The 24,959-nt window shown below is 52.9% G+C and carries 22 protein-coding genes; 7 read left to right on the top strand and 15 right to left on the bottom strand.

The features are described 5' to 3' along the window. Positions 1-63 precede the first annotated feature (63 nt). The 4 genes from LWL52_RS14400 to mfd form a co-directional block, all read right to left on the bottom strand. Positions 64-474, bottom strand: a complete 411-nt coding sequence (locus LWL52_RS14400) for a response regulator (protein WP_242921103.1) — start codon at positions 472-474, stop codon at positions 64-66. A gap of 3 nt (positions 475-477) precedes the next feature. Continuing rightward, entirely contained in the window at positions 478-3,156 is a 2,679-nt protein-coding gene (locus LWL52_RS14395; protein ID WP_242921101.1) for a PAS domain-containing sensor histidine kinase, read from the bottom strand. A gap of 68 nt (positions 3,157-3,224) precedes the next feature. Beyond that, positions 3,225-4,865, bottom strand: a complete 1,641-nt coding sequence (locus tag LWL52_RS14390; protein ID WP_242921099.1) for a PAS domain-containing protein — start codon at positions 4,863-4,865, stop codon at positions 3,225-3,227. A 206-nt stretch (positions 4,866-5,071) separates the two neighbouring features. Beyond that, complete coding sequence (mfd, locus tag LWL52_RS14385; RefSeq protein ID WP_242921096.1) at positions 5,072-8,443, bottom strand: transcription-repair coupling factor; 3,372 nt, start codon at positions 8,441-8,443, stop codon at positions 5,072-5,074. A gap of 195 nt (positions 8,444-8,638) precedes the next feature. Between mfd and LWL52_RS14380 the strand changes: the two genes are divergently transcribed. Next, positions 8,639-9,124, top strand: a complete 486-nt coding sequence (locus tag LWL52_RS14380; protein ID WP_242921094.1) for a hypothetical protein — start codon at positions 8,639-8,641, stop codon at positions 9,122-9,124. Between the two features lie 346 nt (positions 9,125-9,470). Here LWL52_RS14380 and LWL52_RS14375 read toward each other — a convergent pair whose 3' ends face one another. From LWL52_RS14375 to LWL52_RS14360, 4 genes are all read right to left on the bottom strand, one after another. Next, positions 9,471-10,001: a hypothetical protein gene (locus LWL52_RS14375; protein WP_242921092.1), complete on the bottom strand. Its 531-nt coding sequence runs from the start codon at positions 9,999-10,001 to the stop codon at positions 9,471-9,473. 45 nt (positions 10,002-10,046) lie between these two features. Next, positions 10,047-10,199, bottom strand: a complete 153-nt coding sequence (locus LWL52_RS14370) for a hypothetical protein (protein WP_242921090.1) — start codon at positions 10,197-10,199, stop codon at positions 10,047-10,049. A gap of 8 nt (positions 10,200-10,207) precedes the next feature. Beyond that, complete coding sequence (locus LWL52_RS14365) at positions 10,208-10,675, bottom strand: VOC family protein (RefSeq protein ID WP_242921088.1); 468 nt, start codon at positions 10,673-10,675, stop codon at positions 10,208-10,210. 168 nt (positions 10,676-10,843) lie between these two features. Then, positions 10,844-11,899, bottom strand: coding sequence for a coiled-coil domain-containing protein (locus tag LWL52_RS14360; RefSeq protein ID WP_242921086.1), 1,056 nt, complete (start codon positions 11,897-11,899; stop codon positions 10,844-10,846). Positions 11,900-12,214: 315 nt separating this feature from the next. Between LWL52_RS14360 and LWL52_RS14355 the strand changes: the two genes are divergently transcribed. Next, entirely contained in the window at positions 12,215-13,174 is a 960-nt protein-coding gene (locus tag LWL52_RS14355; RefSeq protein ID WP_242921084.1) for a ketopantoate reductase family protein, read from the top strand. A 127-nt stretch (positions 13,175-13,301) separates the two neighbouring features. On the opposite strand, the gene LWL52_RS14350 is transcribed toward LWL52_RS14355, so the two are convergent. Continuing rightward, positions 13,302-14,231: a glutamate--tRNA ligase family protein gene (locus tag LWL52_RS14350; RefSeq protein WP_242921082.1), complete on the bottom strand. Its 930-nt coding sequence runs from the start codon at positions 14,229-14,231 to the stop codon at positions 13,302-13,304. Between the two features lie 271 nt (positions 14,232-14,502). Between LWL52_RS14350 and LWL52_RS14345 the strand changes: the two genes are divergently transcribed. Both LWL52_RS14345 and LWL52_RS14340 read left to right on the top strand, forming a co-directional pair. Further along, positions 14,503-15,204: a type 1 glutamine amidotransferase gene (locus LWL52_RS14345; RefSeq protein ID WP_242921079.1), complete on the top strand. Its 702-nt coding sequence runs from the start codon at positions 14,503-14,505 to the stop codon at positions 15,202-15,204. 101 nt (positions 15,205-15,305) lie between these two features. After that, complete coding sequence (locus LWL52_RS14340) at positions 15,306-16,091, top strand: sterol desaturase family protein (RefSeq protein ID WP_242921077.1); 786 nt, start codon at positions 15,306-15,308, stop codon at positions 16,089-16,091. 1 nt (position 16,092) lies between these two features. On the opposite strand, the gene LWL52_RS14335 is transcribed toward LWL52_RS14340, so the two are convergent. From LWL52_RS14335 to LWL52_RS14310, 6 genes are all read right to left on the bottom strand, one after another. Further along, positions 16,093-16,623 (bottom strand): YfiT family bacillithiol transferase, encoded by a 531-nt coding sequence (locus LWL52_RS14335; RefSeq protein WP_242921075.1) that lies wholly within the window; start codon positions 16,621-16,623, stop codon positions 16,093-16,095. A gap of 151 nt (positions 16,624-16,774) precedes the next feature. Beyond that, positions 16,775-17,404 (bottom strand): hypothetical protein, encoded by a 630-nt coding sequence (locus LWL52_RS14330; RefSeq protein WP_242921073.1) that lies wholly within the window; start codon positions 17,402-17,404, stop codon positions 16,775-16,777. A 184-nt stretch (positions 17,405-17,588) separates the two neighbouring features. After that, entirely contained in the window at positions 17,589-18,227 is a 639-nt protein-coding gene (locus LWL52_RS14325; RefSeq protein ID WP_242921071.1) for a hypothetical protein, read from the bottom strand. 58 nt (positions 18,228-18,285) lie between these two features. Then, positions 18,286-19,011: a hypothetical protein gene (locus LWL52_RS14320; protein WP_242921069.1), complete on the bottom strand. Its 726-nt coding sequence runs from the start codon at positions 19,009-19,011 to the stop codon at positions 18,286-18,288. A 454-nt stretch (positions 19,012-19,465) separates the two neighbouring features. Continuing rightward, positions 19,466-20,014, bottom strand: a complete 549-nt coding sequence (locus LWL52_RS14315; RefSeq protein WP_242921067.1) for a lipocalin family protein — start codon at positions 20,012-20,014, stop codon at positions 19,466-19,468. Positions 20,015-20,025: 11 nt separating this feature from the next. Beyond that, the gene (locus tag LWL52_RS14310; RefSeq protein ID WP_242921066.1) at positions 20,026-20,457 is read right to left on the bottom strand and encodes a GNAT family N-acetyltransferase; all 432 of its coding nucleotides are present in this window, start codon (positions 20,455-20,457) and stop codon (positions 20,026-20,028) included. Between the two features lie 284 nt (positions 20,458-20,741). On the opposite strand from LWL52_RS14310, the gene LWL52_RS14305 reads away from it, so the two are divergent. The 3 genes from LWL52_RS14305 to LWL52_RS14295 all read left to right on the top strand — a co-directional run bounded on the left by LWL52_RS14305 (position 20,742) and on the right by LWL52_RS14295 (position 24,654). After that, the gene (locus LWL52_RS14305; RefSeq protein ID WP_242921064.1) at positions 20,742-21,239 is read left to right on the top strand and encodes a YajQ family cyclic di-GMP-binding protein; all 498 of its coding nucleotides are present in this window, start codon (positions 20,742-20,744) and stop codon (positions 21,237-21,239) included. 147 nt (positions 21,240-21,386) lie between these two features. Beyond that, entirely contained in the window at positions 21,387-22,181 is a 795-nt protein-coding gene (locus tag LWL52_RS14300; RefSeq protein ID WP_242922215.1) for a TerC family protein, read from the top strand. Between the two features lie 166 nt (positions 22,182-22,347). Next, on the top strand, positions 22,348-24,654 hold the full coding sequence (locus LWL52_RS14295) for a M20/M25/M40 family metallo-hydrolase (RefSeq protein WP_242921061.1): 2,307 nt from the start codon (positions 22,348-22,350) through the stop codon (positions 24,652-24,654). Positions 24,655-24,959 lie beyond the last annotated feature (305 nt).

Genomic DNA, 24,959 nt, shown 5'->3' with positions numbered 1-24,959 from the left:
AAACAGAAAGCACCCTTCCGGGCGGGCGGAAGGGTGCTGAGCGCGTGGTTTTTAAAGAGTTTTTTACTTGAAGTATTCGTGCAGGATATCCCGCACGTCGCCTTCGGTGAGGGGTTTGGAAAAGTGCTGCCGCACATCCGGAAATCCTTTCAGTTTTTCAAGGTCATAGAAGCTGGCCGAGGAGGTCAGCATCAGCATTACGGTATCTTTCTTTTTGTCTTCCGGAAACTTGCTGTACTCCTCCAGGAACTCAAAGCCATCCATTACCGACATCTTGATGTCTACCAGGATCAGGTCGGGAAGCGGATAATCTTCGGTACCGGTATACGCTTTTTCCAGGTACCCGAGCGCTTCTTCGCCATTGGTTACGATGCGGATGTCTGGTGCTACGTTCATGCGCGAGAGCAACCGGTGGTTCAGATAGTTGGTTGTTTCGTCGTCGTCAATCAGTAGAATTGTGTTTACAGTCTTCATATTTTATGCGGCAGGCAAGGCCTTCTTTTGTTTAAAGTATAAGTAAAATGTAGTCCCCTCGTTCAGGGTGCTTTCAATGGTAATATACCCCCCGTGGTTGGCCAGTAACCTGTTAACGATGTATAGCCCCAGCCCCGAGCCGTTCACATGGCTGTGGAAGCGCTTAAACATCTGGAACAGCTTGTCCTGGTGCCTGGCCATGTCAATTCCTAAACCATTATCGGTTACTTTTAGTTGTACGAAATCGCCTTTCAGCGCTGTGCTTAAGTGTACTTCCGGCAGGCGTCCGGGCACTTTATACTTGATGGCGTTGCTGAGCAGGTTGTAGATCACACTCTTCAGGCTGGCGCGGGGAAAGGGCACCACAGCGATGGCCGTAAAATCGGTGGTCACACTAATAGTTGTGTCCAGGCGATTATCCTGCAGGCTGACGGATACCTCGTCGGTTATCTCCTGCAGGTTTACCTGTTCCACGTGGCGGGTCTTCTCTTTCTGCACCTTCACTACCTCCGAGAGGTCGTTGATGGTGTTATGGAGCTGCTGCAGCGATTTGTTGAACATGCCGATCATCTTGTGCGCGTCCGGGTCGGTAAAGCTGGCCGAGGCCACCAGCTCTTCAAAGATAGTAGCCATGTTGATGACCGGGAGCTTTAAATCATGCGAAGCCGTGTATACAAAGCTGTCCAGGTCCTGGTTGATGTGGGCCAGTTCGAGGTTCTTTTCTATCAGTTCTTCTTCGGCCCGTTTGTGGTCTTCAATGTCAGTGCAGGAGCCAAACCATTTTACAATATTGCCCTGTTGGTCGCGCATGGGCATGGCTTGCCCCAGAAACCACCTGTAAATATCGCTGGAGCCATTCTTTATCCGGAACTCGGCCTCGTAAAAGGCACCGGTGTCGAGGGAGTATTGCCAGCGTTCTTTTGTGCGTGCCCGGTCGTCGGGGTGGAGCATCATGAGCCAGTTCATATCGCGGCCTTCCTGCACCGATAAATGGGTGTAGTCTGTCCAGCGCCGGTTAAAGTAGTCGTGGTAGCCATCGGGCAGGGCCGTCCAGATCATCTGCGGAATAGACTCGGCCAGAAAGCGGAACTTCTGGTTGCTTTCCTCCAGGGCCAGCATCATCTGCTTCTGGGCCTCAATGTCGGTATGGGTGCCTACCCAGCTGGTGATCTTTCCCTCGCTATCGCGGATGGGCACGCTACGCACCAGGAACCAGCGGTACGTGCCGCCCTGGGCCGACTTCCAGCGGTTTTCTATTACCAGGTCCTTGCCCGACGAAAGTGCCTCGCGCCACAGCCTGTCGGTGTGCTCCATATCATCGGGGTGAAGTATGGCAGACCACCCCTGCGCTTTTATCTGCTCAAAAGTAGTACCAGTATAGTCGTACCAGCGCTGGCTGAAATACTGCAGCGATCCGTCCGGCGATGCGGTCCAGACCAGGAGCGGCAGCGATTCGAGTACCTGCCGGGTGTGGGCATTGTTTTGGCGGATCTTCTGTTCGGCGCGCCTTTTCTCGGTTATGTCTATCATAGCGCCCACCATGCGCACGGGGGTGCCGTCTTTTTGGCGGATAACATAGCCTTTGTCCAGCACCAGCTTTGTGCTGCCGTCGGCGCAACAGAAGCGGTACTCGGCAGACCAGTTTTCTTCGCCGCCATCAATTACGTTGTATATCGAGGCTTTCACCGCTTCGGCATCGTCGGGGTGAAGGTGGCTTATCCAGGAGTCAGCGGTGTAGGTTTCTTCTTTGGGGTAGCCGAACAGGGTCTGGAAGCCATCGTTCCACCAGATGCTATCGTCCCGCAGGTTCCAGTCCCAGATAACATCGTTGGTGGCTTTGGCCACGCGTTCAAAGCGCTGGGTGCTGGCCTGCAGTTCCTGCTCCTGTGCGCGGTGTTTGCGCAGGTCCAGGATAGAACCGATCAGGCGTACGGGCTTTCCTGCAGTATCATACATACTATAGCCGTGGTTCCGAACCCTCGTATAGGTGCCGTCGGCTTTGCGGAAGCGATATTCGAGGGTAAACTGTTTGCTGTTTAAGGCAAAGATATCGGCAAAGGATTGGGTAACGCGCGCTGCATCCTCCGGGTGGATCTGAGCCAGGGAATCCTGCAGCGTCTGTTGCAGGTCCGCGTCCGTGTAGCCGAATAGTTCTTTGTACGCCTCGGTCCAGGTCAGTTTTTTGTTCGGGATATCGCATTCCCACATGGCGCTGTCGTCTATACCTGCTTTCGGCGGGGTGCCGGCTTGCGGATGTTGGAATTCAGCCTCCTGCGGCAATGCGGCCATCACTTCGCTGATCTCCAGCAGCAGGTACGATGCCTCGCCGGTAGTATCAGGTACAGGTTTGCCGGTAACGTGCCAGCAGCGGTTGCCGGTTGTGCCCGCGCCGTGCAGCAGAAGCCCGGGCAACGCATGGGCTTTCTTTTCGGCCAGCACCAAACGGCACGCCCGCTCAAAACGCTCCTGTAAGGTAGGGTTGGCGCCGGTAGGGTAGCTGGCAAAAAAGGCAGGGAAATACGTTCCGGTAAACTCTTTCCGCGATGCGGCGATCATTTTCAGGTACGCGTCTGTTGCGGATAGCACTTTTAGTTCAGGAGACAGCAGCACACATAAACTTGGTAAACACGCAAAGAGCTGGTGGTAATCTGGTTCTGGCTGCAAGCCAACTGTGTTTTCCATTCGTAAAGTTAGTGCCTGATGGTATGCTGAATCTTAAGTATAAACCTGGTACATGGCCCTTATGCAGGCTATGATCTTTGCTGCAGTTCTTTTTCCAGCGCTGCTGCTTTGCGCTTCATCTCTACCAGCTCCGTCACCTCTATGGCTGATATAAGAACGCCCTCCCGCTCTCCTTTGTTATCCAGCAGGGGCTGATATTTAAAGTTAAAATAGGCATTCTCGGGTTTGCCGTTCTGGTAGCGGTCTATGGGTATTTTCAGTTCCGTCAGCTGAACGGTATCACCTTTCTGATATACCTGGTCCAGCAGGTCGAAGAAACCCAGGGGCTGCAGCTCGGGCCATATCTGGCGGGCGGTGAGCCCCAGGTACCGGCGGTTGCCGTAGAGTTGGTACACGCCGGGGGTGACATACTGGCACATGTGCTCGGGGCCGTGCAGCAGGCACAGGTGCGCCGGCGACAGGTTCAGGATGTTATGCAGCTGCTGGTCTTTTAAATCCAGCTGCTCTACGGTATGGCGCTGGTCTTCTATGTCGGTAAAGGTGCCGATCCACATCTTGACCTTGCCCTCGTTATCAAACATGGGCATGGCCCGTTCCAGAAAATAATGGTAGCTGCCATCCAGGCAGTTGCGGATGCGGTACTCCTGCTCATACATCGTACCGAGAGCGATGGCCTCGCTCCAGGCCGTTAGGAGCTGGGCGGTGTCTTCGGGGTGGACCATGTTTACCCAGCCATCTGTCTGGCCCGGGGGCATGCCGGTGTAGCTGTACCAATTATCGTTAAAGTAAGTTACGCGGCCTTTGGCGTCGGCTGTCCAGGCCATGTGGGGCAATATTTCCAGAAGGTGGCGAAAACGGTCCTGGCTTTCCTGCAGGGAGTCTTCGGCCCGTTTGCTTTTAGCCAGATCGATGATGGACCCGATGGTACGGATCGGCTTCCGGTTGCTGTCGTACACAATGTAGCCCTGGTCCAACACATGGGTATAGGTGCCGTCGGCTTTGCGGAAGCGGTATTCGCCACTCCATATCTTGCTGCCGCTGGCGGTCGCCTGGTTAATGCTGTCGCGGATGGCTGGGAAATCGGCCGGGTGCACGCGGTCATCCCAGGATTCGCCGCCCGGGCCCATTTCCTCGGGTGTGTAGCCGAACACTTCCTGCAAGCCCTGGCCCCAATGCATTTTGTTGTGCACTATGTCATACTCCCAGGCTACGGCATCCAATGCAGTAGAGAGTAAGGTGAGCTGCTCCCGGCTAAAGATCTTTTCCTGCTCCAGGCGCACCTGCTCGGTTATGTCGCGGGTCTCGTGCAGGATGTAGGCCAACTCGCCCTGCTGGTCAAAAACCGGCGTATGGGACGTATGCCAGAACCGCTCTTCGGTACCGCCGCCCTGCGCAGCAGGCAACGGGATCTCAAAGGTAAGCGTGTCCATGGTATGAGGTTCCCGGTGCTGGCGCACGTGCTGCAGCGAGGCTTCCAGGAGCATTCTGGTGGTCACGTTGCCGGCTTGTGGCACATCCTCCAGCGAATCCAGGATGTTTCGGTTCAGCAGGCCAGCGCGGTCGCCCCGAGTAGTGCGGATGTAAGCGTCGGTGATATCGAGAATGATAAACGTAGGCGACAACAGCATGTATAGCCCGGGCAGCGCACGAAAAACCGGCTCTAAGGAGATAAGAGGTGCTGTTTTGTTTTCAAGCATGTGATGTCTCATACGTCGTGCGGTGTATGCTGCTAGGGCAACGCTTAGTAAGGTAAGTAAAAAACAGTATCACATCAATATTAAATATGAATACGCTTTAACAGGGGGCGTGTATTTGCAGTGAAGCAGGTTGCTGAAGAAAGCAAAAACCCACACCGCCTGCCTGTATGGCGTACGATGTGGGTTTATACCTGGTTTTGCCGGAGCAAGGGCAAGGGTCAGGCAGAGGCAGGTTCTTTTATGCCGAAGCCTTCGAACACATCTTTTGCCTCTTTTATACTTCGGATATCCTCCACGGTCACCACCAGCTTGTGCTTGGCCTCTTTCAGGCGCGAGTGCCGCGAATGCTGCTGCACATACTTGAGGATGTTGCCAAAGATATCGGACTGGAAATAAGCATCGTTGTTCTCGGACGGAATGTAGCCTTTCATCACTTCCTTTTTGATGGTAAGCTTCTCGAAACCGAGTTGCTGGGCCTGCCAGCGCAGCTTTACAATGTCGATCAGCTTCTGTACCTCCTCAGGCAGCGGGCCAAAGCGGTCCACGATGTTGTCGCGCAGCTTTTCGAGCTCCTCCATGTCTTTGGTGCCATCGAGCTTGCTGTAGAGGTTCAGGCGCTCGGAGATGTTGCTCACATACCAGTCCGGAATCAGCACTTCCATATCTGTTTCGATCGAGCACTCGCGCACAGGCTCAATGAACTGCTCCAGGTTGTCTTTGAGGAACAGGTCGCGGAACTCGGTTTCTTTCAGTTCTTTGATGGCATCGTCGAGCACCTGGTGGTACATCTCAAAACCCAGATCGGTGATAAAACCACTTTGCTCGCCGCCCAGCAGATTACCTGCGCCGCGTATGTCCAGGTCACGCATGGCGATCTTGAAGCCTTCGCCCAGATCCGAGAACTCTTCCAGCGTGCTCAGGCGCTTGCGCGCGTCGCTTGGCAGGCCGGCTACCGGCGGGGTGAGCAAATAGCAATACGCTTTTTTGTTGGAGCGGCCCACGCGGCCCCGCATCTGGTGCAGGTCCGAGAGGCCGAACATGTGGGCGCGGTTGATGATAATGGTATTGGCGTTCTCAATATCGAGGCCCGATTCGATGATGTTGGTGCTCACCAGCACGTCATACTCACCGTTCACAAACTTCATCATGCGCTTTTCGAGCTTTTCGGGCTCCATCTGGCCGTGGGCGTAGGTTACTTTGGCATCGGGCACATGGCGCAGGATCATGGCGGCAATTTCCTCGATATCTTTGATGCGGTTATGCACGAAAAAGACCTGCCCGCCGCGCTTCATCTCATACACCACCGCGTCGCGGATTAGCGTTTCGTCGAACACGTGGAGCTCTGTTTTTACCGGCTGGCGGTTGGGCGGCGGCGTGGCAATTACGCTCAGGTCGCGGGCACCCATCAGCGAGAAGTGCAGCGTGCGCGGAATCGGCGTGGCCGTGAGCGTGAGTGTATCCACGTTGATCTTCATCTCGCGCAGCTTCTCTTTGGTTTTTACGCCGAACTTCTGTTCCTCGTCCACGATCATCAGGCCCAGGTCTTTGAACTTGACATCCTTGCTCACGATGCGGTGCGTGCCAATCAGGATATCGATCTTACCTTCTGCCAGTTTTTTGAGTGTTTCCTTTGTGTCCTTGGCCGTTTTAAAGCGGTTGATATAGTCCACGGTAACGGGGAACTGCTCCAGCCGCTGGTGGAAAGTGCGGTAATGCTGCATGGCCAGTATGGTAGTGGGCACCAGCATAGCCACCTGCTTGCCGTCGCAGGCCGCTTTGAAAGCAGCCCGTATGGCCACCTCGGTTTTGCCGAAACCCACGTCGCCGCACACGAGGCGGTCCATGGGGTGCGGCTGCTCCATGTCGGCTTTCACATCTTCAGTCGATTTTGCCTGGTCGGGCGTATCCTCGTAAATAAACGACGATTCGAGCTCGGCCTGTAGAAAGCCGTCGCGGGTATAAGCATAGCCCGGCGCGGCCTTGCGCTTGGCGTAAAGCGAGATCAACTCATGCGCAATGTCTTTTACTTTGCTCTTGACCTTCTTTTTCTTGTTCTCCCATTCCGGCGAGCCCAGCTTGCTCATACTTGGCGGGCCGCCTTCCTTGCCGCTATACTTTGAGATCTTGTGCAGCGAGTGGATAGAGACGTAGAGCAGATCATCGTCGCGGTATACCAGCCGGATCGCTTCCTGCAAACGGCCGCCCACCTCCACTTTCTCCAGCCCCGCAAAACGCCCGATGCCGTAATCCACGTGCGTCACGTAATCGCCAGGCTGCAGCGAGCGCAGCTCTTTCAGCGTCATGGCTTTGGATTTGGAATGACCTTCCTTGGCCTTGTGCTGGTAAAAACGGTCGAAGAGCTGGTGGTCGGTGTAGCAGGTGATCTTGAGGGTCTGGTCGATGAAGCCTTCGCGTAACGAAACCGGCAGGTGCTGGAACCGCACGTCGTGGTCCAGTTCATCAAAGATCATGGTGAGGCGGTTGATCTGGCGCGGCGAATCGGTGGCGATGATGTTGACAAAGCCGTCGCCCTGGTGCTCGTGCAGATCTTTTACCAGCCGTTTGAAATCCTTGTTGAAAGAAGGCTGCGGCTTGACCTGCAGCTGTATGATCTCGGCTGTTTTAAAGTGAAAGCGCTTGCCGATCTCGATGACGTTGAAGTTATCTAACAGCTTTTTAAACTGCTTCTGCGTCTGGAACAGCTGCTCGGGGTCCGACACAATTTGGGTGCCGCCGCTGCCGGCCAGCATCTTCTCAAACGCAAACGAGGCTTTTTCGAAATATTCCTCGATTACGTCCAGCGTCTGGCGGATGTCCTTGAACCAGATATTCGTGTTTTCGGGCAGGTAATCCAGAAAGGCCTCGCGTGTTTCCTGTAAGAGCTTGGTTTGCACGTTCGGAATGATGGAGATCGCTTTCTTGGTCTCCACGCTCAGCTGCGTGTCGGGGTCGAAAGTGCGGATACTTTCGATCTCGTCGCCGAAAAGCTCGATGCGGTAGGGCAGGTCGTTGGCGTAGGAAAATACGTCCACAATGCCTCCGCGCACGGCATACTGGCCGGCTTCGTACACAAACTCGGTACGTTCAAAGCCATACTCGGCCAGCATCTCACTCAGGAAATTGACATCCAGCTTTTCGCCCACTTTGGCGCCCAGCGTGTTCTCCACCAGCGATTTTTTGTTGATCACTTTCTCCGTCAGCGCTTCGGGGTAGGTTACGATGAGCTCGCCTTTGCCGGTTTTCTGGTTGAGGCGGTTGAGCACCTCGGCCCGCATGAGGATGTTGGCGTTCTCGGTATCGTCGAAGCTATAAGGGCGCTTGTAAGAAGTGGGGAACAACAGCACTTCCTGCGTGTCGCCGAGCAGATTTTTGAGGTCGGTGTAAAAATAAGCGGCCTCCTCCCGGTCGTGTAACACAAAGAGTTGGTGCTGGTGATTGATGGTATACACCGCCGAGGCCAGCACGGCATCCAGGCTGCCGGCAAGGCCTTTTAATTGCAGGCGGTACGCGTTATTGGCTTTCAGGCGCTCGGCAATGGTTTGCACCACGCTGTCGAGGCGGTAGAGTTCTAAAAAATCAGATACTTTCATCCAGTTCTATAACAAAACAGCAAAGGCAGAACACAGGGCTGCAAGTATAGCCGTGTTCTGCTGTTCTTTCTTCTTACAAAGATACTACAAGTTAACGTCTTATCAGAACTGCAGGGGAGGAGAGAAGGTTTCGGGGGAGAGAATATAAAAGGATAGAGATAATAAGGAAAAACAGAAAAACCATACCTTGTACTAATGAAAGCCAACCTGCTCCGGTACAGACTATCAGAACCTTTGGGGCTTAGTACCAAAGTATGTGCTATAATCATCATTGTGGGTGGCTGCACTTTTTGCCTGACTCAACCTGGTATAGGCGTGTTTTTGATAATTGCTGGTATTTATCCATTTATCGCATTTAAGTGCCTTGAAATAGACCTGTACCAAGGCACTTATACTATAGGAATTAACATGCTGGGGTACACCATTGGAAAAAAGGAGCCATATCCAGGTGTGAAGAGCATCTTCTTAAAGAAGAACAGAACAATTCATCAGTCCACAAGGCATTCATGGTCATCTACGGTTTCCACTTCTTTTGATGGTTATCTCTGGCTAGATGATGAGACTAAAATTCTACTTTCTCAGAGTAGCAAAAAAGAAGTTACGCTGCAGCTATTGGAGCCTTTTGCTCAGGAACTCCAGGTAGAGATCAAGGATTTAACTGCGCCATTATCACAGATTTAGTGTGAGTGTGACAAAACACAAAATTCATTTCTGCTTCAAATGCCCCTTTATTATCCTCTTCCCGCTCTTTCCGATTTTAATCCGACCTCTACAATGAATTTATAAACTTACGCTGCTACAGAGAAAGTATAAAAGCGGATTACAAATCCTGATAGTAGCCTTTTCGGATTGCAAATCCGAAAAAAAGTGCAGGTTTAGATATCCGGAGAGCAGGAAGTATAGGCATTGTTTTACCAGCCAGCAGCTCTCCGGACTTGCAGCACGTACTAACGGGGTAATTAGTTTGCAACGCTGCTCCTGCCTAACTGCTTCGTATATTTCCTTGTAGTACATGCAACGAATTGCATTAAAAGTACCCGTAAATCCAAAGCTGTATTACAATCAGAATGATATTTATAATTGCCGCATTTGATAGCTGTTCACTATTATGCCTCATAGACACTCCAAAAAGGGCTGTTAAAGCAAAAATTATAGGTATAAACATGAAGGTGCCGAACATACTTGCTCCTTGCTTCAGTTCTTTTTCACCCTCATCTGTCTTTACATAAGCAGCTTTAACAAACTTGAATATTTTAGTTGTAACCATACGAGCTGAATCTGCTGCTCTTGGATTAAAACTCTGAACCTTGTGGTAGGGAAAGCGGAAGTTTTCTGTGATCAAAAACACATTGTCTAACTGAGTTCTGTAAGTCTGCCTCCTATACCTTGTTTGTCCTGTATAGTAAACCTCCTGCCTATAAAGTATCTTTTCCTCTTTTATATTATATGGAAGAATAAAAATATCTATACAAACTAGTATCGTAAACAGTAAGCACCCAGCATTAAACCATCTGAATAACTGTAAAATAAAAGATGGGATTTTATTAAAATGAGCCATGTGCAGCCAAAACAGTAAGATGCTATTCTCCCACATGCCGCAAGTTTAGCGGCAGCGCAACGTGTGGTTATACTTAGCAGCCAGTTTATAACTAGCTTTTTTCATGTTCATACTTCCGCCAGTTACAAACTGGCTATCATGCCGACCCACCCAGTTACCGCTGCGCTCAAACTGGCGGTATGCTGTGTCAGTAAGCATGTATTGTACTACTTCCCTGGCCGGTCGTTGTTGATCTCGATCCAATGGCCATCCGGGTCCTGGAAGTAGATCTGCTTCACGCCATCTACGCGGACGGTCGGGGCTTTGGCGGTGCCGGGCCAGTTGGTATACGCGATCTTATGCTTGTCCAGGTTCGCGATGAAATCATCCAGGGAGGCGACGCTGAAGCATAAATGGTCGTTCTTATCGCGCGGGGTGTTTTGTTCTGCCCCCTGTATCAGGTGCAACTGGCCGGCAGCCCCGAGGGTGAACCAGGTATGGCGCCCGTCATGGAACGGCTCGGGTATTTTTTGGAGCTGCAATACCTTTTCGTAAAACGCCGTGCTTGGCCCCAACTCGTGCACATACACGGCAATGTGGTTGAGCATAAGCGGAGAAGTACTTGTCTGGGCGCTTACAGTCTGTGCAGTAAGCCCCAGCAAGCAAAAGATCAGGAGTTTAGAAATCGTTTTCATATTATCTATTCAGGTGGCGAAAGCCGGCTTTTGGACAGGCAAAGTAACTGTATCGTTTTAGCTACTTCCGGTACGTTGGCCTGTGCTTGTATCCGTTTCTAAAGTAGTTAAAATATCAGAGGATATGGTAGGGGAGCGGGTAAAAATTTACTTCTATACTTGCTATACTTACTTCAGAATCAGCCGGATCATGTATGGGTCCTGCAGTGTGCGAAGGTTTTGTGTTAGCTGCGCCAGCTCATTGTTCAGATCCTCTTTAGCTTGTTTAAACTTCTGGTCCATTTGCCGGGGCGTGCCGCAGAAGCGGGTGTAAAAATCACGATTGGGGCCCTGGGCAAAATCCTGGAGCTCCGCTTTGAGTTCCTCTACCTGGTCGGTCAGTATCTTGATGTAGTATGTTAGCAATTCTTCCGGAAGTTGGTCCGGCGGGGGGCCCTGTTCCTGCATAAACTCCACCTGCAGGCGCAGCAGCTCAAAAAAATCGTCGTGGTGGTAGGCTTCGGTTACGCGTTTCATGGCTTCCTCTTTCCAGGCGCGGGCCGTTTCGTCCTGCTCCTTGTCGGGATGTAGTTGCTTGGCCAATTGGGTATACACGCGGCGGCTGGCTTTGCTGATGTTCTGGAGCTCGGCTTTTGCCTGGGCCTCTTTTGCTAACTGGGCTTTTGTTTTGCGGCTTTTCTGGCGGTTCTGCTTTTCTTGCTCCCTTTGCTCCATTTCACGGTCCAGCTGCGCCTGGATGCGCTCAAAATCATCCAGGTCTTCAAATGCATCTTCTATCTCCGGTTCATCAAGTATAATTTCATCCACGTCTTCTTTCGCAAAGGTGGTACGTTCGGCGTAAGTAAACTCGGCATACTTGTCGTGTAGCGCTACCATGTCCTGACGCTCGTAGCTGGAGATTAGCTCAAAGGTGATGTTTTCGATCAGCGCGGCCAGCTTTTCTTTTTCGCGGAAGCTGAAGATGGCAAGGGCATACGCCTCATCCAGTAGGTAGGCCAACTCCACCCGTTTTCCCAGCTGCTGTTCAATAATAGGTCGCAGTTCCTTTTCGATACGTTGCTGGGCCTGGCTCATACTTTCGCGCCGGGTTATGATCTCCTGTTTGAGCTTATCGATGAGCTGTATCTTTTCATTAAACTGCTGCTGCAGGTTACCCGGCTGGCTTTTGCCGGGCGTGGCGGTCTGTGGGGTGCGCGAAGGAACCGGTTTGTTCTGTTGGGGCATATAGTACATGTTTAACGCCAGTGCTGTCGGTAAACAAGTGGCATTGGGCTGATGTTACAAAAGTACGCTTTTTGCCTCAAAGGCACGTTCTTATCGGCGAACCGCTTCATAACAGCGCAGGGAAGCAGAAAGCAGTAAGTTTGTTGAAAAGTGGCAGGCCGCCCTTTTCAACGGGGGATGTTTAAAACTGTTTGAGGCACCTGGCACTTGCTTCCAACCTGCAAAATCATAAACTTACCTGCTTCTAACGTACGTACTACTGTAGCACGCTTGCTGCAGGCAAAAAAGTACGCATGATTAAGCGCTAAGTAACAAATGGAAAACAAACAGGATGCAACGTTTAAAATTCTGGTGCTCGGCATCGGCGGTGTTGGTGGTTATTTCGGTGGCCTGCTGGCGGCGCACTATGCCGGCTCTTCGACTGTAGAGGTCGGCTTCTGGGCGCGTGGTGCTCATGCCAGCGCTATTGCCCAAAACGGCCTGCAGCTGCAAACCACGCAAGGGAACCTGACGGCACGGCCCGCCTACGTAACCGACGACCCCGACAGGCTGCACCCCGTGGACCTGTTGATCTGCTGTGTGAAGAGCTACGATCTGGAAGAAAGTCTGCAGCGCGTGCGACCCAGCATTGGCAGCAATACCGTTATCCTGCCGCTGTTAAATGGTGTGGATGCCTCTGCACGAATTAAAACGCTGTTTCCGGATGTGGAAGTATGGGAAGGCTGCGTATATGTGGTCGCCCGCCTGTCCGAACCCGGCATCGTAAAAGAAAGCGGTGGCATCGGGCAGCTATACTTTGGCGCTACCAACGGCGATGCGCAGAAGCTGCGCCGCGTAGAAGGCCTTCTGCAGGCAGCTGGTATCCGGGCCGAGTTGTCCGACACAATCCTGCATACTATCTGGACCAAGTTCTTGTTTATTTCAGCGGTCGCTACAGCCACCTCCTACCTGAATGCCGGCATGGGGGCTATCCTCGAAAAACCGGAAAACAAACAGTTGCTGCTGGACCTGCTAGGCGAGTTGCAGGCGGTAGCCAGGGCCAAAGGTATTCTGCTGCCCAACGACCTGTTGCCTACCATGCTGCAACGGATGGCCGCCCTGCCTTATGCAACTACCTCGTCTATGCACAGCGATTTTCAGAAAGGCGGCAAAACCGAACTCACTTCTTTAACCGGTTACGTGGTGCGCGAAGGCCGGGCACACCAGGTGCCTACGCCAACGTATGAGCGACTCTATGCAGCCCTGCAGGAACGAAGCCAGCAGCCGCAGGTTTAAGCTGCTCAGGTGCAATGGAAGCAATTTAGCCATGCGATGATTCACTGGAAAGTTTAGCGAGCGACATTTTTTAGCTGGGTTTATACTTAGGCAGCAGCCAGAATCTGCGCAAAAGCAGGAAGTGGTTTTATTGGAGCTGCTGCAGTGCAAGCGGCACGTCCGCCAGCCGAAAGCGGGCCAGAAAGCTGCCGGCATCTGTGATATCTTCAGGATACCAGCCCAGCGTGCGGGCAAGCAGGCGCCATACATCGGCTGCTGTTTTGCCCTGCCGCCGTAGCTCGCTTACCGAAAGCGAGTCGTGCGACTTGGACAGCTTGTTGCCGCCAGGCTCATGTAGGATGGGGTGGTGGAGGAAGGCCATACTTGTAAATGCTGTTGCGCCGGTGCATTGCGCCAGGTGAACCTGCGCGGCAGTGGAAGGCAGCAGGTCCTGGCCCCGCACCACCAGATTTACGCCCATCTGCAGGTCATCGCAAAGCGAGGCTACCTGGTAAGCCGGAAAGCCGTCTTTGCGGCGCACCACAAAATCGGGCATCTGCTCAGCCAGCGGTATGGCACAATTCCCCAGCAGCAGGTCGTGAAACGCGATAACCGTTTCGGCAGGTATGTGCAGGCGCCAGGCCGCGCCGGGCGTGCTCAGGGGCAGTTGCCTGGCAAGGCAGGTGCGGGTATAGTGGCCTGCCGGCGAAAGGGCCGCGATCTGGCTGCGGGAGCAGGTGCAGGCATACACCAGCCCTTGTTCCACTAGTTGGTTGAGCAGGGCATTGTAGTACGGCAGGCGCTGGAGCTGGGAGTAATGCCGGGTGAAGTCTTCGGCATCGCGTGGTCCTTCGTCGTAATCCAGGCCCAGAAACTGTAGCGTGTCGAAAATATCGTGCAGGTAGGCCGGCCGGAAGCGGGTATTGTCCAAGTCGTCGATGCGCAGGGCAACGATGCCGTTCTGCTGCCGGGCCAGCGCCCACGTCAGCGCAAACGAAAGCGCGTTGCCCAGGTGCAGGTAGCCACTCGGGGTAGGGGCGATCCTCGTTTTAACGGCAGGTGCTATGGGTTGCGGCATATTCAAAGTTTCTCGCTCTTAGCAAAGTATAAGCCCGTTACGTTGCGCAGGCCAAAGTACGACTTTTGCGTATGTGGTGCCAGTTTAAGCCCGATCAAAAGTATAACCTAAGCTACAAAGCGGTAATCCGGATCAGCTCCGCCTTGTAATCCCTGCTCGGTTGGCAATACATAGTATAAGCATTTCTGGATGAGCAGCTTCCGGCCGCGCAAGTATAAATCAGCAGGATCTGCCGGGATGTTTTATCTTTGCCGGGAAGACCACCATACGTATGAAAAACCTGCGCATCCATACCTTTCAGCATATTCCCTTTGAAAACCTGGGCTGGATCGGGGCTTGGGCACAGGAACGGGGGCATACTGTTTCTTACACCCGTTTCTTCGAAAATGCTGAACTGCCGGATCTGGCAACGATAGACTGGCTGATTATACTTGGCGGGGCGATGGGCTGCGACGACGAAGACCGGTTTCCGTGGCTGGTGCACGAGAAAGCGTTTATCCGCGAGGCCATCGCAGCCGGTAAAACGGTGCTGGGCATTTGCCTGGGCGCGCAGCTGCTGGCCCACTGCCTGGGGGCAAAGGTATACCCGCACACGCACCAGGAGATTGGCTTCCGGGAGATCGCGTTAACGGCGGCCGCGCAGCAGGAGGCGCTTTTTGAAGGGATGCCGGCGCAGCTCACCGTTTTCCAGTGGCACGGCGACACGTTCGACCTGCCCGCCGGGGCAACGGCACTGGCTACCTCCGATGTATGTGAGCACCAGGCCTTCCGGAAAGGCAACAGTATCGGGCTGCAGTTTCATCTGGAAGCGACCCCGGAGATCATCCGGAACATGATAAAGTACGACGGGCATGAGCTAGTAGCAGCGCCGTTCATCCATCCGGCCGAGAAAATACTGGCCGAACTGCCCCTGGCTGATGAGAATAAAGCCACCTTGTTTTTGTTTCTGGACAGGCTGGCAAAAGGAGTGTGATTTAGGCCTGTTTGTAAAACTTTATTTCCCTGAACAAGTGTTTTAGGAGAGCTGCCGTTCTGCCAGCGGCAGAAGAAGTATAACCAGTATAGCTTAGCGATATGAAAGAACAGTTCGGGGTGTTTTATGCGGTGCTTGCTGCCCGTTACCTGCTCATTGCCGGCGTGGCTTTCGTGGTGTTTTACAAGCTTTATACTTCGCGGTTTGCCGGGCGCAAGATACAGGCGCTTTTCCCAAAGCGAAAGGATTATGTGCGCGAGGTTGGCTACTCGTTCTTTACCTTTCTGGTTTTCGCGCTTATTGGGGTGGTGCTTGCCTCGCCGGCCGTAAAGCCTTATACCCGCATTTACGATACCATTTCGGATTACGGCTGGGGCTACCTGGCGCTGAGCGTGGTGCTGGCCCTGCTTATACATGACGCCTACTTTTACTGGACCCACCGCCTGATGCACCATCCGCGGCTGTTCCGGCTTTTCCATCTTACCCACCACAAATCCACCAACCCTTCGCCCTGGGCAGCTTTTGCTTTCAGTCCGCCGGAGGCTGTGGTAGAAGGCAGCATTATTTTCGTGATCGCCGTGCTCATCCCGATCCACCCGGTGGGCATCCTGCTTTTCCTGCTGTTTATGACGGTGTACAACGTGTACGGGCACCTGGGTTACGAGATCTACCCGGCCTGGCTGGTGAACAGCCGTGCGGGCAGGTGGCTCAACACCTCTACTAACCACAACATGCACCACAAATTCTTTAAGGGTAACTACGGGCTATACTTCCGGTTCTGGGACGAGCTGCTGCACACTACCCATCCTAACTATGACAAGGTACTGCACCAACTGGTAGAGCGGGAGCAGGAACCAGCGTCCGTGCTCCCGCATTTGCAACGGTAAATTACCAGTTTTCCCGCTCTTTCAGGGCTGTAATGTGCGCCAGGTGATGCTCGCCATGCCAGGCATAGAGGCCAATATGCTGCCGTATACTTTGCTGGCCGTTCTGCGGGTGTAGGAAGGTACGGTCGAGTTGCGCCGGAGTTAGGCTCTTGAGCAGCAGCACCCACCGCTGGTGCAGCGCCTCCAGCAGCGCCACCGAGATCTGCGGATCGCCCTGCATGCTGTCCGGCAGCCCGGCCCAGGCCGCTTCATCGTAAGGTTTGATGGTAGGGCTGTCTTCGGTGAGGGCCAGTTTCTGGCGGATGTAGCCGTTCAGGTGGCTGTCGGGCAGGTGATGCACGACCTGGCGCACGGTCCAGCCGCCCGGGCGGTAAGGTGTATCCAGTTGCTCGTCGGTCATACCGGTTAGTGCCTGGCGTACCTTGCCCGGTAGCTGCGCGATGGAAAGAATGTACTGGTTCAGCTGCTCCTCAGACACAGGCTGGGTGATGTCGAATTTACCCGTGGGGTAGCGAAGATCGTCGTCTGGCATAGCAATAGTGGTTAGCGATACCAAGGTATGAAAATGCCGGTAATTGCCTGTACGTGAAGGGACTTTTTGCTGCAAGCGGTTGCCGGGGCATAGGCACAAGCGGACGCTTGCGCCAGTTGTTGTTCCGGGCTCCGCTTATACTATAAAACCACTACTCTACGCGCTCCACTACAAACTGCAAGGCATTGTTCAGGGTATAAAAAAGGGTGCGCTTGCCGCCGGTAGGGCAGCAGTTGGCGTCGGTGTCCTGGTAAACCGGAAAGGTGCGCACCAGCCGGCCGTCAGCTACCTGGAACTCGTCGTGGCCCAGGTAACCTTGCAGCTGTTGCGCTGTAAGGTCGGGCATTTGCAACGGGCCCCAGTACTGGCTCTCGAACTCGTAGCCATAGATCCGGCCGTAGCTGCCGGTGCCGCTGCCATTCAGAAACACAAGCAGCTCGGGCTTATTATTGCCGTTCAGGTCTGTGAGCACGCTGTTGGTAACGGTTCCTTCCACTTCCTCGTCGATGCGCGAGGATGGCTGGCCGGCGCGCTCCAACTGGATAGCCAGGTGCCGCATGCTGCCTTCGCCGGTGGTGGTTACCAAAAAGTGCATGTTGCCGGACGCCAGTTGCTTTTCGTAACTTACCACATCTGCATCGGGTGCGGGTGCGGCACGTTCGGCGGGTGCTTCCTTTTCCAGTGGCGGGGACGTTTCTGCTGCTGGCTTTTTATCAGAGCTGCAGGCTGTGAACAGGCAGACCACTAGAAGGCAAAGTATAGAGGTGTAAATCAGTTTCATCGGAAAGTTTTAGAGAGCTGTTTCCTTTGTACGCAGCCGCAGCCGGACTTGTGGTGGCGGCATGTTTTGTTTGTGTTGCGCAGGAAAACAGGACGTGCTGGTTTTGTTCGAAGTGTTAACGTGTTCGTGCATAATGTGGGTGAGGCGTAGCCGAAGCCTGAATTATGTACCTTGTTGCCAGAAGTTATTTTCTCTTTAGTTCTATTTCGAAGATGTTCTTTATAGCTACAAAGTCTTTCAGCTCCTGCACATCATCGTAGAAAGAAGAGTATGTGCCTGGATTATGAAAAGTATACACTCTGTACTTATCACCTATTTTGAATTCAACTGTGTAGCTTTGCCCGTCAGTTGTTTGAATTTTTTGCTCTGCTCTTCCCCGTACTGTATCAACATACTTTTTCATCTTTGACTCGAGCTCCTTTTGGTTCGGAAGACTTGCCAAGTTATTTTGAAGAAGCATTTTAACTAATTCTTCAAATCCATTTTGAGCTACTAAGTCAAACTTCTTTATCCTGATTATTGGGTAATTTGACTCTTTATATTCAGTTCCAGTCCAAGAATCTCTATTCAGTTCTAATACTTTCAAGTCCTTGGTACTGCTCAATTCTTCATGTTTGTAGAATCGAATCTCAACCGTATTTTCAGATTCGTCTATTGGCTTTAGATTTATTCGTTTCTCAAAATCTTTGTTAGGTGAAAGATTAACAGAGTCAGATTGAATACCGTCAGTTTCTATTGTTGTTACACCACGAATTTCTACCTGAGAAAAACTTTTATCACAGAGCAGACACATCAGAAGAAGTAACAACGTCAATTTTTTCATGATTACAATCACACACAACGGTTCTGCTAAAGCACGCTTCAGTGTTCTTTAGGTTTTGTTAGGGTTGTGTTTTTTTCTGATGAGGACCACCAGCCTCTAAATACTTTATAAAATCAAAGCTGTTAAATGGGATCGTACCTAATTCAATATCAAATTTGCCCACTTTAGGTTTATACTCTTTAGCCGTAGTTGCCATCAATTCAGGATGTAATTCAGGTTTAAGTACTCCAAACTCTTCTTTAACATTGTTCAAATAAAAACTGTCTGTAGTATTATCATAAGTAAAGTGGTAGTCATCAACGGAATATAACCCTTGAGTTTCAGTATCACGAGTGATGTAGCTGATGGTAAATCCTCCACCAAGTGAGTCTGCCGCTATCCTTAAATCTTTCCCGTTAATACCTAATGCATATCCTTGTAAGATGGCTCTCTCATTTTTAGTATGCAGTATAAGTGTATTGTCTTTTTGCCTTAAAATTACGAGGCTTGGAGAACTGAGTCTTCTATTGAGTTCACGTGTTTTTTCTTCCCCGAGATTCGCTGGTAATAAGATTTGCAGTGCTATAAAATAGTCACTAAGCCCATCTTTATTAAAGTCCCCCCTCTCAAGCAACATAGGAACGTGGCCTTCTGGTATAAACGGTTGTAGCTCATCAGGTAAGGGCTCTTTGTTATTTCCAACAGATACAATGAACTGCTCATCGTGATTATTTTCACTACCAATGTTGCAGCCAAAGAAGACCATGAACAGCCAGAAAAGATAGTGTGTTGGAAATGTTTTCATATTTAAATTTACCCTAACTATGGTATATCCGTCACTGTGACGGTTATTGGCATTATGTGCGTAAGTGGTAAAGCCTGTTTAACTGGTGATATTTCAGCTTTTTACCGCTTTAGCAGCATCCGTAGTATATTATTTTGCTAATATATAATTTTTCCTAAGCGTGTCACGCGGCCGCACAATACTTTCAAATCCAGAGTTGGTGATGTGGGTGTAGATTTCCGTGGGCTTGCTGCTTTTGTGCCCGGGCGGCGACTGGATGTGGCGCTGAGTTCGTACCTTGATTTCAAAAGATGTGTGGCAAAGGTATGTCTGAGCGAGTATGGCGTAGCCTTTCCCTTCACCCCGGAGTTTTAAGGGCTTGCCGAAATACATTGCAGGTGCCCCCACCGAATATTGCCCCTAAAAGCGAGACACGAAGCAACTCGTATGGCAAGTATAAAATCCAGAAAGATAGCTACTTATAACAGCTTTGGTCCATTTTCTCGAGTTGGGCTACGAGGAAGCCCTTGCTTTTGGCGGCTTGCACCAGCCGGTTGTATACTGCTTCCTCCAGCACAGGGGTGCGGGCCAGCAGCCAGAGACTTTCGCGGTCGGGCGAGCCCACCAGCACGTGCTGGTAATCGGGGTCCAGCTCCAGCACCCAGTAATCGCCCCGGAAAGGCCAGAAGAACTGCACTTTCAGTTTGCTGTTGTGGCTGCCGGGCACTGGGAAAGCCTTGCCGCGGATGTTCTTCACCTTGCCCTGCGGGCTGCCCTTGCGGCAGAAATTGTATACTTCCACATGCCCCTTGGGGTGCTTCGTATACTCGGCATACACGCAGAAGCAGTTCTTTTCGAAGCGCTGCGGCAGTTTGGCAATTTCGTGCCAACGGCCCTGGTAGCGGTCCAGGTCTACGGCGGGCACCGTCTGGAGCGGGGCATTGGTGGTGCTGCAACTGCTCACCAGGGCAGCCCCGATAAAAAGGCCACCCAGGCTCAGGAGGGTTTTGGTACTTTTCTTCATGGCAAACAGGCTTATAGCTGCTTGGCCATTTTGTAGTGTTGGATGGAGCCGAACAGCAGGTACGATGCTTCTACTACCTCATACCCGTTGCGGAGGTAAAAGTTCACAGCTTTTTCGCGGGCGTGCAGCACCATGGTGGTGGCGCCCAGTTCGCGGGCACGCTCGTCCATGTAGGCTAGCAGCAGGTTGCCCAGCCCTTTGCCCTGCTGGTCGGCGCGGATGCCCATAAAGCGTAGCTGCCCTTCCTGCGGTGTGTTCAGGTGCAGGCGGCAAACGCCCAGCGCCTCGCCCTCGTCGTTTATTAGCATGGCATGCACGGCGGTGGCATCATCTTCCACGCGCTCGCTGCCCTTTGGCTGGCCCCAGGGCTCGCGCAGGGTCTGGTGGCGCAGCAGGTAATACTGTTCAAATTCCTCGGGGGTGGCAGGGGCTATAATGGTCATTTCTTTAAGGCTGAGCTGTTAAAGGACTTAACGGTTAAATGGTTTTCTTCGCGGTTTTAAGGGTGAAGTATACCCGTATTGGGTTCCGGGTTTTTCCTTTCATCCTGGCAAAATAACGCCGCTTGTCATTCTCTATTCTTCCGTGCAGCAATTTAGCCATTTAACCATTAAGCCATTTAACAGGCAGATAATTTAGCGATTAAACAATTTAACCCTCCAATAATTAAAATAACTTTGTGCCTCTTAAATCGTGTAAAACTTAATTTGAGCTTAATTCTAAAACTATGGCATCGTTCGACATTGTAAGTAAAGTAGACCCGCAGATAATGGATAACGCCGTGAACACGGCGCGCAAGGAGATCATGAACCGCTACGACTTCCGCGACACCAAAGGCAGCCTGGAATACGACAAGAAAGCCAGCGAGGTGCACATCAGCATGGAAAACGAAATGCGGGTGCAGCATGCCGAAGACGTGCTGATGAACAAGATGGTGAAGCAAGGCCTGGACGCCACCGCGCTCGATTACTCCAAGGATATTTACCAGTCGGGCGCCATGACCAAGCGCGACCTGAAAGTAAAGGCCGGCATCGACAAGGAAGCCTCCAAAAAGATCATGAAGATCATCAAGGACAGCAAAGCCAAAGTATCGGCCGCCATTATGGACGAAACCATCCGGGTAACCGGCAAAAAGATCGACGACCTGCAGGAGGTGATCGCCGCCCTGCGCGCCAACACCGAGGAGATTGGCATGCCGCTGCAGTTCGTAAACATGAAAAGCTAACTGACAGGCTATACTAGTTATAAATAAGGTATGGGCGGGCGTCTGTCGGGCGCCTTGCCGGCTTTATTCAGGAAAAGCTATCTTCGCTTGTCGAGTAACTGCCTGCGGATAGCAGGCTGGCGGCTTTAAACGATCAACTCCTATATGATGGAAATATTTGCCAACCCGGATACCTGGATAAGCCTCCTGACCCTGACCTTTATGGAAGTGGTGCTGGGCATCGATAACATTGTGTTTATCTCGATTGTGGTGGGCCGCCTGGCACCCGAGGAGCAGGCTCGTGGCCGCCGCATCGGCCTGGCGCTGGCGCTGGTATTCCGGATTCTGCTGCTACTGGGTATTTCCTGGATCGTGAGTGCCAATACTCCGCTGTTTACGCTGGACCTGCCATTTACACCCGAGGACTTTGCCGTTTCGTGGCGCGATATCATCCTGTTTGCCGGGGGCTTGTTCCTGCTGGCCAAAAGCACCACCGAGATCCACAACAAGCTGGAAGGCGAGGTAGAAGAGCATGGCGGCGGTAAAGTGCACACCACGCTGTCCAAGATACTGGTGCAGATCGTGCTCATCGACATCGTGTTCTCCTTCGACTCTATCCTGACGGCCGTAGGCCTGGCCCAGGAAGTGCTGGTGATGATCATTGCCGTGATTCTGGCCATGGGTATTATGCTGGCTTTTGCCAAGTATGTGAGCGACTTTGTAAACAAGCACCCGACGGTAAAGATGCTGGCGCTGGCGTTCCTGATCCTGATCGGCTTTATGCTGACACTGGAGGCCCTGCACCTGCACATCCCGAAAGGCTACATCTATTTTGCTATGTTCTTCTCGCTGCTGGTGGAAATGCTAAACATGAAGCTGCGCAAGAAAACGCCGCCCGTTGTCCTGCGCCAGAACGAAGTGCTGGAGCCCGAGCCGGAAACTCCTGCGGAACGCAACGTGTAAGCGGCCGCTATCAAAGTCTTTTGCCTGAACCAGCGCGGGCACCACCTAAGGCAGGTGGTGCCCGCGCTGGTTTTGTAGTTTCAGGGGTAAGTATAAAGTATAACAAATCACTATATTAGAGAGATCTATACTTCATGTGATGGTCTCACTCCCAACTAACAAACGTATGATGCGCCCGCTGCCTGCTGCTTTCCTGCTGCTTGCCCTGCTTGGGCTGGGCTGGCTAAGTATACACCTGCTGCAGCCCCCTGCCCCCGTGCCAGCTACCGCGCCAACCACCGTTTTTTCGGCGGAGCGGGCCATGGTGCATGTGCGGCAGATAGCCCGGGAGCCGCATGCCATGGGCACTCCGGCCCACGCCCGTGTGCGGCAGTACCTGTTGCAGCAGATGCAGGCGCTGGGGTTGCAGCCGCATGTGCAGGATACCTTTGCGCGCAACCCGGTAGAGGACGCGGGGTATGTAGGGCATGTATATAACCTGGTAGGCCGCCTGAAAGGCACTGGCACAAGTGGCAAAGCTATCCTGCTGATGGCCCATTACGACTCGCAGCCCAACGCGCGGGGCGCCGGCGACGATGGGGCCGGTGTGGCGGCTATCCTGGAAACGGTGCGGGCGCTGCGGCAGGGCAAACCGTTGCAGCACGATGTGCTTGTGCTGCTCACCGACGGCGAGGAGTATGGCCTGTATGGCGCGCAGGCGTTTCTCAAACATCGCTGGCTACAGGACGTAGCGCTGGTGCTGAACCTGGAAGCCCGCGGCAACGCCGGCCCCAGCATGACGTTCGAGCTGAGCCCCCGCAACGGATGGATCGCCCAACAGTATGCCCGGGCAGCGCCTTATCCTTTTATCAACTCGCTGGCCTACGAGATCTATAGCCGCATGCCCAATAACACAGATTTCACTGTTTTCAAAAATGCGGGCTTTACCGGGTTGAATGCGGCTTTTATCAGCGGCTTTGTGCATTACCATAAAGCTACCGATGCGCCGGAAAACCTGAGCCAGGGCAGCCTGCAGCAGCACGGCAGCAACATGCTGGCCCTTGTCCGCCAATTCGGCAATGCGGCGCTGGCGCAGACCAAAGCCCCGGATAAAGTCTTTTTTAACGCTGCGGGCAAATGGGTGGTGCAGTACCCGGTTGGGCTAAACCTGCCGTTGGTAGGGCTGGTGGCGGTGCTGCTGGTAGCCACACTCCTGGCAGGCATAAAGCGCCGGGCCTTGACGATCGGGCAAAGTATAGGCGGTTTTCTGGTGTACCTTCTGCTGCTAGCTGTCGTTGTGGGGTTGTTCTGGCCTATTAATGCCGTGGTGCTGAAGCTGCTGCCGTATACGCATTCGTTTAATGGCGTTTACAGCGCAGATCTGTTCTTTAGTGCCTACCTGTTACTGGCTGCCGGCCTGTTTATGCTGCTGAGCTGGGTAGCGCTGCGCTGGCTACGGTTGTATGCACTGCTGATGGGCGCGTTTATACTTTGGTTTGTGCTTTTGCTGGTGGTTTATATTACAGCTCCTTCCGCTACGTACCTGTTGCTCTTCCCGCTGCTGTTTGCCCTGGCAGGCATGCTGCTGGTATTTCTGCTGAGATGGCACCAGGAGCAGGGGCGGCGTTTTGGCCTGGTAATGTTGCTGTGGCTGGTGCCGGCCATTGTCCTGGTGATGCCCATTGTGCAGGTGGTGTTTGTGGCGTTTGCCCTGCAGCTCCCGATGGGCACGGTGGCGCTTTTTGTGCTGTTGCTCGGGCTGCTTCTGCCCCTGGTTGTGCTGCTGGATCGCAGCTTTAGCTGGCGCGGTGTGCCACTGCTGCCCGTGGTGCTGTTGCTGCTGGGCTTAGCCACTACCGCCTTTGCCCTGTACCACGAGCAGCCCACTGCCGAACGCCCCCTGCACAGCCATGTAAGCTATTACCTTAACAAAGATACAGGCCATGCTTATTGGGCTTCTGCCTTTACCACAACCGACGACTGGAACCGGCAGTTCTTTCCGCACCCTGTTACCGGACCGTTAAAAGAAATGTACCCGCAGGGCGTATGGCCCTACTTAAAGAACGATGCGCAGGTGCTGGATCTGCCGGCGCCCACAGCCCAGGTGCTGCAGGATTCGGTTGCAGGCCCCGTGCGGTTGCTGCGCCTGCGGCTGGCTTCCCCGCGCGGAGCCGCTCACCTGGAACTGGTGCTGCAGCCGAAAGCGCCCGGTGCGCTTCTGGAAGCAAGTATAGGCGGCGAGCACCTGGTTCTTAGCCCCATCCAAACGGATGCCGGCCCGGTATACTATATGCGCCTGCATGGCTTGCCAAGCAGCAAACAGGTAACGCTGGAACTGCGCCTGAAACCCGCCTCACCACTCACGCTTCACCTCTACGACCAGAGCATTGGCTTGCCGCAGCAACTTGTAAAGCAGCCTAAGCAAGCCCACGTTATCGCAGAGCAGGGGAGCACAAGCAACCTGACAGTGGTTCGGAAAAGTTATACTTATTAAAACAAAGCGGTGCGGTATAGCAGTCGGGCACGTTGGCCCATAATTTTGGTGAATTGCAGCAGGCGGGAAATCCAAAATGCAAAGCTGCTCATGAAACCAGTAATTTAGGGCCATTTCTGGCGCAAGCGTCCGCTTGTGCCCAGCCAGCTACAAGGCACAAGCGGACGCTTGCGCCAGGGTAATACTAAATCTACAGCACAACACAAGCGCGTGGCGTCCATAGCTGTATATGCCCAAAACATTAATGCCAAGTTGCCTGAAATAAAAAGAGGAAGCTGTAACAGGCTTCCTCTTTTTAGGATCAG

The sequence above is a fragment of the Pontibacter liquoris genome, from assembly GCF_022758235.1.
In the GTDB taxonomy this organism is placed as follows: domain Bacteria; phylum Bacteroidota; class Bacteroidia; order Cytophagales; family Hymenobacteraceae; genus Pontibacter; species Pontibacter liquoris.
Note: the sequence above shows the minus strand (reverse complement) of the source record. Positions and strands in the feature narration are given on the sequence as shown.